The organism is Paenibacillus vulneris, assembly GCF_039543185.1.
Lineage (GTDB): Bacteria > Bacillota > Bacilli > Paenibacillales > NBRC-103111 > Paenibacillus_S > Paenibacillus_S vulneris.
Window position 1 is genome coordinate 117,923 of sequence record NZ_BAABJG010000018.1, and the last position, 15,766, is coordinate 133,688.

Sequence of the window (15,766 nt, forward strand, 5' to 3'; positions counted from 1 at the left end):
GATCATCCCATTCCGATAAACTTCTTCAATTTGGAAATAACGCCGGACTTTTCGTCCATAGGCATTAAAGGCACGGTATCACCCAAAATACGCCGGGCAATGTTACGATAAGCAATCGCCGCACGCGAGCTTGGATTCATCACCGTCGGCTCTCCCATGTTAGCCGCTTTGATGACGTATTCGTCATCCGGAACGATGCCCAACAAATCTATGGCCAATACGGAGCAGATCTCGTCAATGTCAAGCATCTCGCCCTTTTTGACCATATTGGCACGAATCCGGTTAATGACGAGTTTCGGCGATTCAATGCGTTCGTTCTCCAGAAGTCCGATAATACGATCCGCGTCACGTACGGCCGCGTTCTCCGGTGTGGTGACGACGATAGCTTTATCCGCTCCGGCAACCGCATTTTTAAACCCTTGCTCTATACCTGCCGGACAATCAATGATGACAAAATCAAAGTCGCGCTTTAACTCCAGCACGATGTCTCTTACCGCTTCCGGAGAAACAGAATGCTTGTCTTTCGTTTGAGCAGCAGGAAGCATGTAGAGCTCGTCAAAGCGTTTGTCCTTCACCAATGCCTGAGCCAACCGGCAGCGCCCCTCTGCTACGTCTACCAAATCATAAATGATCCGGTTCTCCAGCCCCATGACGACATCCAGATTGCGCAGGCCGATATCCGTGTCGACCATACACACCTTTTTCCCTTGAAGCGCCAATGCCGTTCCGATATTAGCGGATGTCGTCGTCTTGCCGACACCGCCTTTTCCCGAAGTAATGACAATTGCTTCTCCCATATGCTTCACTCCTTCTCCTTACTGCTTTGCCGTTAATTTATGCATATGATGAATTTTATCTATTTCCATTTTTCCATCCCGAATATAGGCAAACTCCATAAAAGCTTCGTTGATTCCCCATTCATCCGGCGGCCTGCTGATAATGCCGGCAATTCTGAGCTGAGTCGGTCTCAGATGCGATGCGGCAATAACGGAGGATTCGTCGCCGTCCACCCCTGCGTGAGCCATGCCCTTTAAGGATCCCATCACATAGATGCTGCCCGAGCTGATAATCGTGCCGCCCGGATTCACATCACCAAGGAACAGGATGTTGCCTTCTTCAGTTAATGTTTGGCCGGAGCGTACGATGCCCTTGAGCAGCTTAATATCCGGCATATGTTGAAAAACGGACGCCGATGGGTCCGCCGTTTGCGATTCAATAGATTGGATCAGCAGATTTCCCTTCTGTCCAATGATGGAGCGAATCTGCTCCTTCTCCTCTTCGGAAACGTTTCTCGTTCCAAGTTTGACGTGAACATGAATAATAGGGCCGGTCAATATTTGCTGATGGGTCTTTTCAAGCTTGTGCTTAAGCTCCTGGATGACTTCATCAAACTCACATGTATCGTTAAGCAAAAATACGAGCCCGTCTTTAACACCTTTTATTGTCACGTGATGCTTTACTGCCGCCATACACTTTTCCAACCCCCTAGCCTATACAATTCGGCTTTTTTCAGCATATCTCCTTCTTTTTCGCTGAAAATTATTCCTCCGGGGCGGGACTTTCTCGGTGCATGCTCTCGAACAGCTTTCTTACCGGAACGTAAACGATCAAGGCAAAGAGCAGATTAAACAGCGTGCTTGGCAGCATTTGATGGAAAAACGCCCACTGCAAATCCAGATGCGTTGTCTGAAACAAGCGGTACAGCCCGTACACAATAGCTTCATAGAACAAGTTGCCGAGCGCAATGACCAGCATGCTTACGATAATATTGGAATACAACCTGCGGTGCGTAAGGCCGGCCAAATAGCCGGTAAGCCCCATGGCAAAGGATATCGGTCCGAGCATGGGCGAATAGTACAATAAATCCTGCAAAAAACCAAAGATAAGGCCGTACCACAATGCCGTATGACGGTTCACATAAAGTCCGATGTACAATACGATAACAAGCATGAAATGAGGGGCCACGAAGACCCTGGATTGCCACACGCCCGGAATCAGCCACTGGAACAACGTTCCTTCCAGAATCAACAAGGCGGTTAAAATTACCCACAGCCACTTGCGCGCCATCCGCCTCACCCCTGCTCCGGAACAAATACAACGAATACTTCCCGCAAATGGGTAAAGGAGGCAAAGGGTTGTATCGTCGCTTCATGGGAAATTCCGTAAGTGCCCGGCTTCCTGGAAACGACCTTGCCGACCGGAATGCCTCTCGGGAATACTTGACCCAAGCCGGAGGTGATGACTTCATCGCCGACCTCGAGCTTGTCGTTCGGGTCGATCTTGGTCATGATCAGCTTCTGTTGGGTTGGGTCATAGCTTTCGATCATCCCGAAGGACTCGTTCTCCCGGTTCTTGATCGTCACGGATATCGCCTTCGATTCGTTGGCCGTATCGTCCACTCCGTTCAACAGCTGCACGTTGGAGTAGAACGAGAAGGTTTGAAGCACGCGGCCTACCAAGCCGTCTACGGAAACAACCGCCATATTGGGCTTGACGCCATCCTTCTCTCCCAGATTAATGCGGACTGTATTATTCAGAGAATCCGGGCTGACCGCGACGACCTCGGCAATCCGAAACGTATAGTTGTTAGCCTGCTTCTGGCGCTCCGTAAAGCCAAGCGCTTCCTGCAGCCGCTTGTTTTGCTGCTCCAGATCGTTCAGACGCGTCGTATCTCGGGCATATTTCGTCAAGGTCTGCTTCAGCACCTGATTTTCGATAAAAATCGTACGCATTTGCTTCATATCCTCAAAGAAACCCGCTATGTAGCCAGCGGGCTTATAGAACAATCCTTGTGTCCAAGACAATGTATCGCCAACAAATTTCTCAGGCCACGTCGCCTGCCCTCGTTTGCCGAGCGTCAAGCCCATCAAGGCGATGAAACAGATAAGGCCGAGAAGCAAAATCAGCAGCCTCTTATTCCCCAACAATTTCAAAGCATACACCTTCTAACCTTCACAGCGTAATAATCAGCGTTTTGACTTGCTTGTAGGACCTGATCTCATTTTGAAAAGATGAATATTCTCAAGCGCTCTTCCCGTACCGATTGCCACGCAATCGAGCGGGTTCTCGGCCACAAGAACCGGCATGCCGGTTTCGCGGGACAGCAGCTTGTCCAGGTTGCGCAGCAAACCGCCTCCCCCTGTAAGGACGATGCCGCGGTCCATAATGTCGGCGGCCAGCTCAGGCGGACATTTCTCCAATGTCACCTTCACAGCATCCACGATGCTGTTCACGGTATCTCCCAAAGCTTCCGTAATCTCGCCGGAGGTTACGCTCATCGTCTTCGGCAGCCCCGTCACCAGGTCACGGCCGCGGATTTCAAAGCTGACAGGAGGATCCATAGGCAGCGCAGAACCGATCTCCATCTTAATTGATTCCGCTGTACGCTCGCCGATCATCAAGTTATACGTCCGCTTGATGTATTGGGTAATCGCCTCGTCCATATCGTCTCCCGCGACACGGATGGAGCGGCTGGTAACGATACCTCCCAATGAAATGACCGCTACCTCGGTAGTACCGCCGCCAATATCGACGACCATGCTGCCTGTCGGCTCCCATACGGGCAAATCAGCGCCGATCGCCGCTGCAAACGGCTCTTCAATGGTGAAGGCGTCGCGGGCACCCGCCTGACGGGTCGCGTCCTCTACCGCACGCTTCTCAACGGCTGTAATTCCCGAAGGTACGCACACCATTACGCTAGGATGCCGTTGAAACAACCAGCGGTCCTTCTGGGCCTGGCGAATAAAATATTTAATCATGGTCGAAGTCGTATCAAAATCGGCAATGACCCCGTCCTTCATCGGACGGACTGCACGAATATTACCGGGAGTACGGCCAATCATCTTTTTTGCGTCATTTCCTACGGCCTCTATAGATTTGGTATCGGTACGCAGCGCCACAACCGAGGGCTCTCTGACCACGATCCCTTTACCTTTTACATAGACCAATGTATTTGCTGTCCCGAGATCGATCCCCAGGTCCTTTGTAAAACCACCAAACATGCTCGGTACTCCCTTCCTATGGCTTCATGCCCAAAAAACTGCTGATCCAACCAGCTATTTACTTACATAACAAATTCTTTAACGACTACCACTATTATATTACATCAAGCCTTGCTCCTTCAAACTTACGTATCTCCGGTCACCGATCACAATGTGATCCAGCACGTCGATACCGATGATCTCGCCTGCTTCCATCAGACGGCGGGTCAAGGCGACATCCTCAGAGCTCGGGGTCGGGTCGCCGCTAGGGTGGTTATGAACGCAAATAATCGAAGCACTGCTCCGCTTGATCGCAGCCCGGAATACTTCCCGGGGATGTACGATCGCCGCATTCAAACTGCCCATAGATAACGTTTCCTGACCTATGATGTGATTTTTTGTATTTAAAAATAAACAAACAAAATGCTCTTTCTGTAAATAACGCATCTCTTCCATCAAAAGACCTGACACGTCCTCGGGTGAACGAACCGTTACAACCTCATTCATACCGCTCCGTGCAAGCCTCCGGCCCAATTCAATGCCGGCCTGGATTTGCAGCCCTTTGGCGGCGCCGATCCCTTTGATTTCCGTTAACTGCTGCAGGCTCATGTCGACAAGACTCCTCAGTCCTCCCGATTGGGCTAACAATCTTTGCGCCAAGTGCACGGCAGATTCCTGAACCGTACCCGTCCGCAGCAAAATAGCTAACAATTCCGCGTTACTTAATGCTTGAGCCCCATACTGCATCATGCGTTCTCTAGGTCGTTCTTCGTTTGGGACATCGCGCAATGTCATATTGGGCGATTCCATTCATTCCCCTCTTTCGTCAAAAAAGTCATTGAACCCTCATTATATCATGATGCAGACTCAAATAACAGCAATACCCAAGCGTGCCAGCAGATCGCTGAGCAGGGATACCGGAAGTCCCACAACATTGAAATAATCGCCTTCAATACGCTCGATCATCGTCGCGCCCAAGCCTTGAATGGCATAGGAGCCCGCTTTATCCATCGGTTCGCCCGTATCAATATAACGCTCGATCTGGGTCGCCGTCAACGGCTTCATGTAAACTGATGTAACATGATGAGAAACCTCCTGCCGGTCTGACGCCAAATCGATGCAAGCCACACCGCTATAGACCTGATGCCATCGTCCCTGCAGCCTGTTCAGCATGCGGTAGGCATCCTGCTTGTCCTTCGGCTTGCCCAGCACTTCACCGTCTATCACGACGATGGTATCCGATCCGATAACAATTCCGTCCGTGCGCTGCTCCTGTTTATACATTTCGCAGACAGCCGCCGCTTTGCGACTGGATAATTGTTCCACGATCTCCTCCGGCTTGAGCCCGGGCTCCGTATCTTCATTTACATCGCTTACCCTGATTTCATATGGCAGTTGAAGAGACTTGATCAATTCCTGACGGCGAGGAGAGGAAGACGCCAGTATCAGCATTTTTTGCACAGTATTCGACATATATAGACTCCTTGATCCGAATAGTTTGGTCGATTCCTTATTCCAATGTTCCCAGCCCTCTTAGCTTTTACAATTTGCGGTAAATCCAAAACGATGCCGCCAGCCCCGCTAAGCTGACCAAGTTCAGCTTCAGTTGGATGTGAAGATCGTATTTTAGCACCAGTAAATCCGCTTTAGGCTCCCATGACAGCTCGACGGATTTAGTCAAAAACGATAAGGCGGAGACCGGGCTGAGCAGCTGCCCTACCAAGGCGCCCGCCACTAGTCCTATGATAAGCAATAAGATAAAAGTAAATGTATTTTTTTTCACTTCGGTTCCCATTCCTCTATCAGTTGATATGCGCATCTCGTATTATAGCATAATTTTGGAGAATGTTACCTGCTTACAACACGTACGGACAGCCTGTAGAATATAGCGAGGAGGGATTCGATTTGAAGCGCCGGCCTTATACTATCATGATGATTCTATTGATGCTTCTGATAGCTTTCCCGACATCAGCCTTTGCGGCGAAAATTGTCGTAGATGCGGGACACGGAGGCTCCGACCCCGGGGCTATTGGAGTCAATGGCTTAAATGAAAAAACCGTAAATTTGGATATTGCCCGAAAATTAAAGGGCTTCTTGGTTGAACACGGATATGAAGTAAGCATGACACGTACGGACGATACTTACATATCCTTGAAGGATCGCGTTGATTTCACCAACACACAGAATGCGGACCTGTTCGTATCGGTCCATGCCAATTCTTATTCTAACCCGGACTCTCGCGGAGCGATGGTCCTGTATTACGATAAAAATTTCCCCCAGGTTGACTATCCGGCCAGTCCGCAAATGGCGGCTCTGACTCCGGAAAGCAAGGAGCTTGCACAAAAAGTGCTGAACCAATTCGTAACGACCGTAGGGGTAGCCAATCTTGGCCTGGTGGAGAGCTCCGTATATGTCGTACGCATGGGAACGATTCCGAGTATTCTCGTGGAGACTTCGTTCTTATCCAACGCCAAGGACGCCGCTCTGCTTAACAGCGACGAGGTAAGGACACAAATGGCCAAAGCGATCGCTCTTGGCATTGAAGACTACCTGCCGCTTAATGGACAGGGCTCCTCCAGCGTGTTCACGGATATCACCGGGCATTGGGCGAAGGAATCGATCGTGCGATTGAACACGCAGGGAATTATCGATGGCGTCGGCAAGCAGTTTTTGCCGGACAAGGAGATGACGCGTGCGGAGTGGATCACCCTGTTGGACCGCGTATTCAACCTGTCGACGGTCCATGCCGCTGCTTCGACGGGCGTCTGCGCCGACCCGACCGTCACCGGTGCCGTCTACGGCGCAGGGGTATGCACCCCCCTGGCCGACAAAGCCAAGGACGTGCAGGCCGGTCACTGGGCCTACGCGTCCTTGAGCAAAGCTGTGGCCGCCGGGGTGCTGGACGGGTACGAGGACGGGACGCTGCGTCCCGACCAGCCCGTCACGCGCGCCGAGGTGGCCGCGATGTTCCAGCGGCTGGCACTGCCGCTGGCAGGCACGGCGGCGGTGACGCAGCCGCCGTTCAAGGATGTGCCGACCGGCTCCTGGTCGGCCAGTGCGATCGCCAGCCTGAAGCAAGCAGGCTGGATCGACGGCATTACGGCGGACCGGTTCATGCCGGACCGCCGTATGACCCGGGCGGAAGCGGCCGCGCTGCTCGACCGCTACACGCAAAGCCAAAAAACGACGAACCGGCAGCCTTAGGGCTGTCCCGGTTCGTCGTTTTTCATATCCGCTTGCGCTTAAACTTAAGCTTAAGCGCAGCTGCTTTAATTTTATTCCGCCGTCACCAGCTTGCGCAATTCCTTCTCCGCCATGACATACTGCATCAAAGCGGCCTCGGTTTGCCACATGTAAGAGGCTCCCGGATTTTTCTTATATTCGTCCAGTGAAACGATCGCTGAGCTCATGGCCGTATTCATTTTTTGCAGCGCTGCTTTGGCGTCATCCGCGAGTCCTTCGGTTGCGGAGGCCGATAATCCCGTCCAGGCTTGATGCGCTGTTTTTATCGACTGCAGTGCTGACGCATCCAGCTGTGAAGGTTTGGATTCCATCAGGTGGGATGAAGCAAGCGGGACGATCGATTGTACCAGCTTCGCTCCCTGATTCATATAATTAGGCAGCGAATCGGCTTGCTTGCCGTTCCATTTGATTTTGGTAAGGGCCGGCAGCTCCACATTTTTCACGATCACTTCCATGTTTTTTTGCTTGAACTGCTGCGATAGCCCCATCGCCTCGTCACGTGTCATCGCAATGCCTACATAGACCGGATATTTGTCTCCTGAATCACGGACCGCCGTAAATCCTTTTTTCTTCAAATCGGCTTGGGCCGCATCCGCGCTTTGCGGCGTGCTGAAAACCCCGCTTTGCAGGAAGCTGTACGATTTGGCAGGGATGCTGGCGGCAATCCCGGCAGCAGCCGAAGCTGAAGCAGGAACCGATGGGCTGACCGAGCCTGATTTATCTGAGGCCGGCTGGGTAGTTCCGTTAACGGCAGCGGTATTTTTATCGGCGGCTCCCTGAGTGGTGCTTATCGAGGTGCCTGATCCGGACACGGCCGTATTCCCGCTTGTTTTCGCCTGATTATCTCCCGAGAACATGGAGAGGACGAAAAATCCGAATGCAATGCCTGTCACGATAGCCCCTGCAACCGATGTTGCGACCTTGATCCAGGAGGTATTCGGCTTACGGGGACCCGATACGTAGACCGGCTCTTCGGGAACATACCATCGATGATCCCGAAGAGGCTCAGAAGGCTCTTCCCGATCATAACGATCGCGCAGGTCTTGCTTCGGCTCCAAGCCGTCTCCCGCTCTGTTCTTGGCTCCGTTGGATTCCCGAATCAGCTGCTCGACCCGATTGGTCTCTGCGTCGAAGGAGCTCTGCCAGCCGCCGTAATCCGTCGTGTACAGATTTAAAGGCTGGGCGTCAATGAGCGGCTGCTTGGCTGGAGCAGCCTGAGGGGGTAACGACGAATGGTTTCCTTCCTCTACGGTATGAATAAAGCTGTCATTCACGCGAGGCGTTTCTTCCACCCGATACTCTTCCACATGAAGCGGTATGACCTGGGGCTCTTCCTTCACCACGCGCTGCGAGCCATTATTCCGTCCAGGGCTATGGTCAAATCGAAAAGTCATTTTGTTCTTATTCATTCCTACTTCTCTCCCTTGTCCATTTTCGTATTACTAGACTATGAGAGAGATGGAAGGATTAGAACAAGCAAGTCCTTATTTTGCGCGACATGGTCTTACCCGCTTCCGGCCGGACCTCTATCAATTGGAGCAGGGTTACCGAATTAATTGGCTGGCGGCGTAAATACCCGCTGGGCAAATTCCGCATCCATCATAAAGAATGCGTTGCTGTCCTTATCTATCCGCTTGAGCTTCTGAATAATGCTGTCAAACATCGCTTCCTCTTCCACCTGCTCATCAATAAACCATTTGAGGAAATGAATCGTAGCGTGCTCCCTGTCATTCAAGGCCATATCAGACAGATGGTAGATGCGCTGTGTAACGATTTTCTCATGCTCGTAGGCATGCTCGAACACTTCCAGAATAGAGGCATACTCATTTTTCGGATGGTCCATCCCTTGGATTGTAGCTCTTCTGCCGCGGTCATTGAGAAACTTATAGATCTTCATCGCATGGAAACGTTCCTCTTCCGCCTGTACGATATAGAAATTGGCAAAGCCGTCCAGGCTCTCTGCCGAGCAGTATGCAGCCATAGCGAGGTAGACATGAGAGGAATAAAATTCATAATTCATTTGCTCATTGAGCGCTTGGCTTAGTTCGTCGTTTAACAAAGCTACACAACCTTCCATGATGTGATCAGTTAAAAAGAGCCTTATCCGATCAAATCGAGCAGCACTTCATACAGCTTTTCGGCAGAAGGCGCGCAGATGACATCGGCTTTTCCAACCTTTGCGATGCATTGCCTGGAGCAAAGCTTGCACGCGCCGAGACAGTCCCGCTTCTTTTGCTTCATCTCGGGAAACTGTTTCTTCATAGTCTTGTAAACGCTCTTGGACCCGTGCTTGAAGTTTCTGCAGCAGTATTTGATCTTCATGATAAGGCTTCCCTTCTTCTGTTATTTCAATCAAATGATAATAGTTATCAATTGCACTGTCAATGCATATTCTTCATTCAAAAAAGAAAGAACCATACAAGCTTAACGCTCGCATGGTTCCGATAGATGGTTTGGGTCCTTAGGATACGCTTCTTTTGCCTTCTAACGCTTTGGCCAGGCCGTCGGCAGCTTTCCAGATGTCTCCCGCTCCCATGGTCAGGACCAGATCTCCGCTCTTCACATGGGAGTATAGGTACTCCTGCACCTGCTCTTTGGAAGGAATGTATTGTACATTCTTATTGCTGTTTTGACGAATCAGCTCTACCAGCTTGGCCGAAGAGATCCCTTCGATTTGTTTTTCGCCGGCCGGAGAGTAAATGTCGGTAATGATGACCTCGTCCGCTTCAGGAAAAGCACGGCTGAACTGCTCGAACAGAAAATAGGTTCGAGTGTAGCGTTGAGGCTGAAATACGGCAATGATCTTTTTCCCTGTCGCCTTCGCGGCACTGATAGTGGCTTCAATCTCCGTCGGATGATGGGCGTAGTCATCGATGACCAGAATATCATCTACCTCACCTAACACTTGGAAGCGCCGCTTGGCTCCGCGGAATTCAGTGATAGCCCCCGCCACCTGCCCGAAGGTTAGTCCTGCTTCCAGGCAGGTGATCAACGTAGCCAACGCATTGTAAACGTTGTGCTTTCCCGGAACCGACAGCCTGATCGTGCCGAGCGGCTGACCGTGATGGAGAACATCGAATTGTACCTTTCGGTCTCCCAGATCAATGTTGGTCGCCATATAATCGGCATCATGCTCGATGCCGTAAGTAATGACCTCGCTTTGAATTAACGGAATCATCTCGCGCAAGTAGCTGTCATCCTTGCAAACGACAGCCTTCCCATCGGATTTTACCTGACTTAAAAATTGAGCGTATGCCTTTTTCAAATTTTCAAAGTCCCCGTTATAATTTTCCAGATGGTCCGCTTCAATATTGTTCACCAAAGCAATGTATGGATGATATTGCAGGAAAGACCCGTCGCTCTCGTCAGCTTCGGCTACGACCCAGTCGCCTTGGCCGGCCTTCGCATTGCTGCCGACATTCATGATCTCTCCGCCAATAATATAGGTAGGGTCCTGCTCACAATGCTCAAGAACAAGAGCGATCATCGAAGATGTCGTCGTCTTCCCGTGAGCTCCCGCTACAGCAATCCCTTTCTTGGCATTCATTAAACGGGCGAGCATTTGGGAACGGTGCAGAATAGGGATGTTCAAATTCTCGGCAGCCGTCATCTCGACGTTATCCTTCGCTAAAGCCGTAGAATAGACTACGACATCGGCCCCATTAACGTGTTCAGCCTCATGGCCGATATATACTCGTGCTCCTTTGGCAGCCAGCTTTTCCGTAAGCTCCTGCCGCGCCAAATCAGAACCCGATACTTGGTACCCCATTTCCAGCATGACTTTGGCAATTGCACTCATGCCGTATCCGCCAATACCGATAAAATGGATATGCTCAGATGGTTTCACGCCGCTCTCACCAGCCTTTTTCAGAATCGGATTGATGTAAGACCCAGGAACGAACATCTCCAATTAAATACAACGTGCCGGACACAACGGCCAGATCGTCCTGGGCCGTTCTCGTTTTAACCTGCTCCAGCGCCGCTTTCCAATCCGGTTCTACGATCACTTCCACATCCTTACGATCGATTTCCTGTAAAAGGGTTCTGGCCAGCTCGGCTAACTTCACAGCATCTTCCTTTTTATGCCAATCCGGCTCGGTAAGGATAAGTGTATCCACCAGTGGTAGTATATGCCGTAAATATTCGGAATGATTCTTGGTAGAGAGCATTCCCATAACAAAGTGTAGTTTATTGTATGTGTACGTTTCCCGTAGTGCCTGTGCTAATACAGCACCTCCCTCGGGATTATGTGCGCCGTCTATGAGAATACGCGGAGACTGGGAAATCATCTCGAGCCGTCCCGCCCACCTGGTTGCCCTCATGGCATCCTGCAGCACATCGTCCTCTACAATCAAAGCATAATATTGACGCATCAGCTCGATAGCCATTAAGGCTACCGAAGCATTTTGCAGCTGATGCTGCCCGTTCATACTAATTCCTATCTTCGGGATAGGGCGGAACGGACTTTGGAACGCAAAGGTCTGGTCATTTTCCCTAGAAGACAGCACTTCATAGCGGAATTGTCTGTCCAACAAATAAAGCGTGCTGTTTTTCTGCTTGGCTGTTTGCTCCAATACCTCAATCGCTTCCGGTTGGCTTACTGCACTGACTACCGGTACACCCGCCTTAATAATACCCGCTTTCTCAGCAGCCACCTTCTCGATGGAATCACCCAGTATTTCCATATGGTCATGGCCTACATTCGTAATGATCGAGAGGATCGGACTGACGACGTTCGTTGAATCCAGACGTCCTCCAAGGCCTGTCTCCCACACGACAAAGTCCGGATAGGATACGTGGGCAAAATATTCTATCGCTACGGCTGTCGACACTTCGAACATCGTCGGCTGTCCGAGCTCGGAATCCGCAATCTCATCGACCAGCGGCTTGATTTTGTTGACAACGCGCAGCAAGTCTTCTTCCGATATGTTCTCGCCGTTCAACCGAATGCGATCCGTATATTTCTCGATATAAGGGGACGTAAAGGTCCCCACATCGTATCCGCTCTGCTTTAAGATCTCAGTTAGATAGGCGCAGACGGAGCCTTTGCCGTTCGTTCCCGCCACATGAATGAATTTCAAGCGGCGCTCCGGATTATCAAGCAGCTCCATCAGCTTTTCCATCCGGTTAAGCCCCGGCTTAATTCCGAATGGAATCAAATGTACAATCCAATCGATGGCCTCTGACGCACTTTGAAAAGCGGTACCGCTTGGTCTTGCTGGTACGTTCGTCTCGCTCATCTTATTCACCCTCTCAGTTCAGTCAAACGGGCGATCACTTTATCTCTCTTATCCGCGTAATCGGCCAGCTTAGCTTTTTCTTCTTCGATAACTTTGGCCGGCGCTTTGGCCACGAATCCTTCATTGGCCAGCTTCTTCTCAATACGCTCCACTTCTCCGTGCAGCGTTTGAAGCTCCTTCTCAAGCCGTGCAATCTCCTGAGAAATATCGATCAGCCCCGCTAACGGCAAGGATAGCTCGGCTCCCGTTACAATACCTGTCATCGCTTTATCCGGCGTTGCAATATCCATACCGATTTCAAGCAGCGAAGTGTTGCAGAAGCGTTGAATATATCCTTCATTATTCTTCAAGCTGGCAAGAACGTCTGCCGACGCAGGCTTCACCAGCAGCTCGATTTTTTTACTCATCGGCACATTAACCTCTGCGCGAATGTTACGCACAGCACGAATGATATCCATCAGGAGCTCCATTTCACGTACCGCTTCCTCAGCCTCAAAGCGGCTCTCATATACCGGCCACTGAGCAAGGGTAATCGTCTCTCCTTGATGAGGAAGGTGCTGCCATATTTCCTCGGAAATAAACGGCATAAACGGATGAATGAGACGCTGTGTTTGGTCCAAAACGTAGGCAAGCACGGATTTCGTCGTTTTCTTAGCCTGCTCATCCGTACCGTATAACGAAATTTTGCTGAACTCGATATACCAGTCGCACAAGTCATCCCAAATAAAGTTATATAGCACACGTCCGGTTTCCCCGAATTCATAGGAATCCATGAGACGAGTCACATCGCGGACGGTTTCGTTCAGACGGTGCAGAATCCAGCGGTCGGCTGTTCCCAAGGATCCGCTAAGATCGATTTCCTCCGCTTTGAAATCTCCCAGATTCATCAGGGCGAACCGGGAAGCGTTCCAAATCTTATTAGCGAAGTTGCGCGCCTGCTCCACTCTCTCCCAGCGGAAGCGAAGATCCTGACCAGGTGTTGAGCTTGTGGACAGCATCCAGCGCATCGCGTCCGCGCCGTACTTCTCGATTACCTCGATCGGGTCGACGCCGTTGCCGAGCGATTTGGACATCTTTTGGCCCTCGGCATCGCGCACCAGCCCGTGAATCAGAACGTCCTTGAACGGCATTTGATCCGTAAATTCCAGACCCGTAAAGATCATCCGGGATACCCAGAACGGAATAATATCGTAGCCTGTTACAAGCAATGTGGTAGGGTAATAACGTTCCAGATCCGCCGTTTGTTCCGGCCATCCGAGCGTGGAGAACGGCCATAATGCGGAGCTGAACCACGTATCCAATACATCGTTATCCTGCTTCAGGTTCGTGCTGCCGCAGGAGCATTGCTTAACGTCTTCACGGGAAACATGGGTTTGTTGGCAGTCCTCGCAGTACCATGCCGGAATCCGGTGACCCCACCAAAGCTGACGGGAAATACACCAGTCGCGTACATTTTCAATCCAATGCAGATACGTTTTTTCGAAGCGGTCCGGAACGAAGTTAGCTCCTTTGCCGGATTTTTGCGCTTCAATCGCACGTTCAGCCAACGGCTTCATTTTGACGAACCATTGTGTAGACAAGTACGGCTCGATTACAGCGCCGCTGCGCTCGCTATGTCCAACCTGATGAACGTGGTCTTCGATTTTCACCAAAACGCCCTGCTCTTTCAGATCGGCAACGATTTGCTTGCGGCATTCAAACCGGTCCATCCCGTTATATTTGCCGGCGTTCTCATTCATTTTGCCGCTTTCGTCCATAACGAGAATTTGCGGCAGATCATGGCGCTTGCCTACCTCGAAGTCGTTCGGGTCATGGGCAGGCGTGATTTTCACGGCGCCGCTGCCGAAGTCTTTTTCAACATACTCGTCCGCTACAATCGGAATCTCACGGCCGATTATCGGCAGTACTAGCATTTTGCCGATCAGGTGCTGATAGCGCTCATCCTCCGGATGGACCGCAACCGCTGTATCCCCTAGCATCGTCTCGGGACGAGTCGTCGCAACAACGATGGACTCATCGCTGTCCTTCACCGGATAACGAAGATGGTACAGATGTCCCTGCACCTCTTTGTATACAACTTCAATATCGGAAAGAGCCGTGCGTGCAGCCGGATCCCAGTTGATGATGTAGTTGCCGCGGTAGATAAGGCCTTTCTCGTACAGCTTCACGAATACTTCGCGAACCGCCTTGGACAAGCCTTCGTCCAGGGTAAAGCGTTCCCGGGAATAGTCGAGTGAAAAACCCATTTTCGCCCATTGCTGATGAATGGATTCCGCATAAAGCTCCTTCCACTCCCATACTTTTTCGAGGAACTTCTCGCGTCCCAGATCATAGCGGGTGATTCCTTGCTCCCGCAGCTTTTGCTCCACCTTGGTTTGAGTGGCGATACCCGCATGGTCCGATCCCGGAAGCCAGAGCGCGTCATATCCCTGCATTCTTTTGGTGCGGATCATGATATCTTGAAGCGTACAGTCCAGAGCATGCCCGATATGCAGCATTCCTGTCACGTTCGGCGGCGGAATAACAATCGTATACGTTTCAGCGTCCTGGCGCTGACCCGCTTTAAAGAATTGGCCTTTCAGCCAATAATCGTACCATTTTGTTTCGGCTTCCTTCGGGTCGTAGGTTGTTGGCATCGACGTCGTCGAAGCTTGGGGTTGAGTCGTCTTGGTTTCTTCCATCGCTATGGACCTCCATTGTTAAAAAATCGTAATAAGTCCCGGTATCCCAGGAGTTTGCTGCGTATCGTTGCCAGATGCAACAAAAAAATCCTTCCGCCGCAAAGGACGAAAGGATCTGCTTCCGTGGTACCACCTTTATTCCGCAATGGCGTTCCTCCCCTGATATCCGCCACTGTATTAACAATGCAACGGACACACAAGGCGAAAAAGATCGCTATGCGGCACTTCAACAGATAACGGCTGTGACCGGCAATGTCTAGTCTCATCAGCTGCGAAGGGCTTCATGGTAAGGACCGCCGCCTAACGCTAAGGAAATCTGAATCGGTTGAACATTGCAACTCCAGGGCGACTTCGGCCAGTTACATCCTGCGGAATCTTACAGCGCAGCAATTCCGCTCTCTGAAGGGTTGGCTGCCTACTATTCCCTTTCCACGTTGTTAGCATGTATAATCATTCCTATGATAAACAACATTCCACATACAGTCAATACGATAAGTGTCATAAGTCGTCGATACTACTCAATATAACCAAAAAACACCCCGAACAAACCCTGGTCAAGACCCCATTTTGTAGACATTGAAAAAAACCCTATGCCACAAGCTGACGCCGGTACTCTAAAGGC

General features: G+C 50.8%; 15 protein-coding genes. 1 reads left to right on the top strand and 14 read right to left on the bottom strand.

Features of this window, described 5'->3' with window-relative positions:
- Nucleotides 1-2 precede the first annotated feature (2 nt).
- From minD to ABEA66_RS18285, 8 genes are all read right to left on the bottom strand, one after another.
- A complete protein-coding gene (minD, locus tag ABEA66_RS18250; protein ID WP_079910031.1) occupies nt 3-797 on the bottom strand; it encodes a septum site-determining protein MinD in 795 nt (264 codons plus the stop codon).
- A gap of 18 nt (nt 798-815) precedes the next feature.
- The gene (gene minC, locus ABEA66_RS18255; protein ID WP_079910030.1) at nt 816-1,469 is read right to left on the bottom strand and encodes a septum site-determining protein MinC; all 654 of its coding nucleotides are present in this window, start codon (nt 1,467-1,469) and stop codon (nt 816-818) included.
- 70 nt (nt 1,470-1,539) lie between these two features.
- Nucleotides 1,540-2,067 (bottom strand): rod shape-determining protein MreD, encoded by a 528-nt coding sequence (mreD, locus tag ABEA66_RS18260; protein ID WP_079910029.1) that lies wholly within the window; start codon nt 2,065-2,067, stop codon nt 1,540-1,542.
- A 5-nt stretch (nt 2,068-2,072) separates the two neighbouring features.
- Nucleotides 2,073-2,933, bottom strand: coding sequence for a rod shape-determining protein MreC (gene mreC / locus ABEA66_RS18265; protein ID WP_079910028.1), 861 nt, complete (start codon nt 2,931-2,933; stop codon nt 2,073-2,075).
- Nucleotides 2,934-2,966: 33 nt separating this feature from the next.
- Nucleotides 2,967-4,001 (bottom strand): rod shape-determining protein, encoded by a 1,035-nt coding sequence (locus ABEA66_RS18270; protein ID WP_192702863.1) that lies wholly within the window; start codon nt 3,999-4,001, stop codon nt 2,967-2,969.
- A 99-nt stretch (nt 4,002-4,100) separates the two neighbouring features.
- Nucleotides 4,101-4,790 carry a RadC family protein gene (radC, locus tag ABEA66_RS18275; RefSeq protein WP_079910026.1) on the bottom strand — a complete coding sequence of 230 codons (690 nt, stop codon included), beginning with the start codon at nt 4,788-4,790 and terminating at the stop codon, nt 4,101-4,103.
- Between the two features lie 57 nt (nt 4,791-4,847).
- Nucleotides 4,848-5,453, bottom strand: a complete 606-nt coding sequence (locus ABEA66_RS18280; RefSeq protein WP_345589608.1) for a Maf family protein — start codon at nt 5,451-5,453, stop codon at nt 4,848-4,850.
- Between the two features lie 67 nt (nt 5,454-5,520).
- A complete protein-coding gene (locus ABEA66_RS18285; RefSeq protein WP_345589609.1) occupies nt 5,521-5,763 on the bottom strand; it encodes a DUF4321 domain-containing protein in 243 nt (80 codons plus the stop codon).
- 122 nt (nt 5,764-5,885) lie between these two features.
- Here ABEA66_RS18285 and ABEA66_RS18290 point away from each other — a divergent pair, with 122 nt between their 5' ends.
- Nucleotides 5,886-7,184, top strand: a complete 1,299-nt coding sequence (locus ABEA66_RS18290; RefSeq protein ID WP_345589611.1) for an N-acetylmuramoyl-L-alanine amidase — start codon at nt 5,886-5,888, stop codon at nt 7,182-7,184.
- Nucleotides 7,185-7,255: 71 nt separating this feature from the next.
- Here the strand turns inward: ABEA66_RS18290 and ABEA66_RS18295 are convergent, their stop codons facing one another.
- From ABEA66_RS18295 to ABEA66_RS18320, 6 genes are all read right to left on the bottom strand, one after another.
- On the bottom strand, nt 7,256-8,632 hold the full coding sequence (locus tag ABEA66_RS18295) for an SPOR domain-containing protein (RefSeq protein WP_345589613.1): 1,377 nt from the start codon (nt 8,630-8,632) through the stop codon (nt 7,256-7,258).
- 143 nt (nt 8,633-8,775) lie between these two features.
- Complete coding sequence (locus ABEA66_RS18300; protein WP_179135963.1) at nt 8,776-9,282, bottom strand: ferritin; 507 nt, start codon at nt 9,280-9,282, stop codon at nt 8,776-8,778.
- Between the two features lie 41 nt (nt 9,283-9,323).
- Nucleotides 9,324-9,545 carry a DUF1450 domain-containing protein gene (locus ABEA66_RS18305; RefSeq protein ID WP_079910022.1) on the bottom strand — a complete coding sequence of 74 codons (222 nt, stop codon included), beginning with the start codon at nt 9,543-9,545 and terminating at the stop codon, nt 9,324-9,326.
- Between the two features lie 139 nt (nt 9,546-9,684).
- Nucleotides 9,685-11,070: a UDP-N-acetylmuramate--L-alanine ligase gene (gene murC / locus ABEA66_RS18310; protein ID WP_144027820.1), complete on the bottom strand. Its 1,386-nt coding sequence runs from the start codon at nt 11,068-11,070 to the stop codon at nt 9,685-9,687.
- A gap of 7 nt (nt 11,071-11,077) precedes the next feature.
- Complete coding sequence (locus ABEA66_RS18315; protein WP_345589617.1) at nt 11,078-12,463, bottom strand: bifunctional folylpolyglutamate synthase/dihydrofolate synthase; 1,386 nt, start codon at nt 12,461-12,463, stop codon at nt 11,078-11,080.
- 5 nt (nt 12,464-12,468) lie between these two features.
- A complete protein-coding gene (locus tag ABEA66_RS18320) occupies nt 12,469-15,144 on the bottom strand; it encodes a valine--tRNA ligase (RefSeq protein WP_345589619.1) in 2,676 nt (891 codons plus the stop codon).
- Nucleotides 15,145-15,766 lie beyond the last annotated feature (622 nt).